Source organism: Streptomyces sp. NPDC090445 (assembly GCF_044769385.1).
Classification (GTDB): Bacteria; Actinomycetota; Actinomycetes; order Streptomycetales; family Streptomycetaceae; genus Streptomyces.
In genome coordinates, this window is sequence record NZ_JBIVXV010000084.1 from 1 (window position 1) to 1,281 (window position 1,281).

Sequence of the window (1,281 nt, forward strand, 5' to 3'; positions counted from 1 at the left end):
GGCAGGACGGCCTGACCGTAGAGCGTGTGGTCGGCGAGCCAGGGGTGTTCGGCCGTGGACAGGCGGCCGGTCCACAGGGTGCCGCGGCCATCGGGCAGGGACACCACCGCACCCAGCAGCGGATGCCCCGCCGCCGTCAGACCCAGACCGGCCACATCACCCGAACGAGCCGGAACATCGAGCCAGAACCGCTCCCGCTGGAACGCATACGTCGGCAACCCCTCCCCGACCGGCCCGGCACCCAACACCCCGGCCCAGTCCACACCCACACCCTGCGCGTGCACCCGGGCGAGCCCCTCCAGCACCGCACCCGGCTCCGACCCACCATCACCACGCAACGTCGCCGCAAACACCGGCGCGACATCGCCCTCGGCATCCTCAGGACTCAGGCAGTCCGGGCCCAACGCCGACAACACACCATCCGGACCCAACTCCAAGAACACCGAGACGCCCTCGGCCCGCAACGCCCGCACCCCGTCCAGGAACCGGACCTCACGCCGCACATGACGCACCCAGTACTCCGCCGAACACACCTCAACCGGATCAGCAAGCCCACCCGACACGTTCGACACCAACGCCACCACCGGAGCCGAGAACCCAAGCCCCTCCACGACCCCCCGGAACTCCTCCAACATCCCGTCCATGTGCGGCGAATGGAACGCATGACTGACCGTCAACCGCTTGGCCCGACGACCCCGCCCCTTCCACAGCCCCGCGAACTCCTCCACCGCATCCGCATCACCCGACACCACCACCGACACCGCACTGTTGACCGCCGCGATCTCCAACCGGCCCCCGAACCCACCGGCAGCAAGAACAGCCCGCACCTCCTCCTCGCCGCCCTCGACCGCAGCCATCGCACCATCCGCACGCAACGCCTGCATCAACCGACCCCGCGCCGCCACCAACCGCACCGCATCACCCAGCGACAACACCCCGGCCACATGCGCAGCCACGATCTCCCCCACCGAATGACCCATCACGAAATCCGGCCGCACACCCCACGACGACACCAACCGGAACAACGCCACCTCAAGCGCGAAGATCGCCGGCTGCGCCCACACCGTCCGGTCCAACAACCCCTCACCAGAGCCGTCCTCACCGAACATCACCCCACGCAACGACGGCCCACCCAACTCCGCCGCGAACAACCCCACGACCTCGTCCAACGCCTCCGCAAACACCGGAAACGCCTCATACAAGCCACGACCCATCCCCAGCCGCTGACTCCCCTGCCCCGTGAACACCACCGCACAACGCACCGGACCATCAGCCGTGCCG

The 1,281-nt window shown here is 68.9% G+C and carries 1 protein-coding gene; it reads right to left on the reverse strand.

The genetic code is table 11. The features are described from left to right. Window positions 1-1,202, reverse strand: a 1,202-nt coding sequence (locus ACIQUT_RS40310; RefSeq protein ID WP_403570717.1) for an acyltransferase domain-containing protein, incomplete at its 3' end; no start/stop codon positions are given. Window positions 1,203-1,281: the final 79 nt, after the last annotated feature.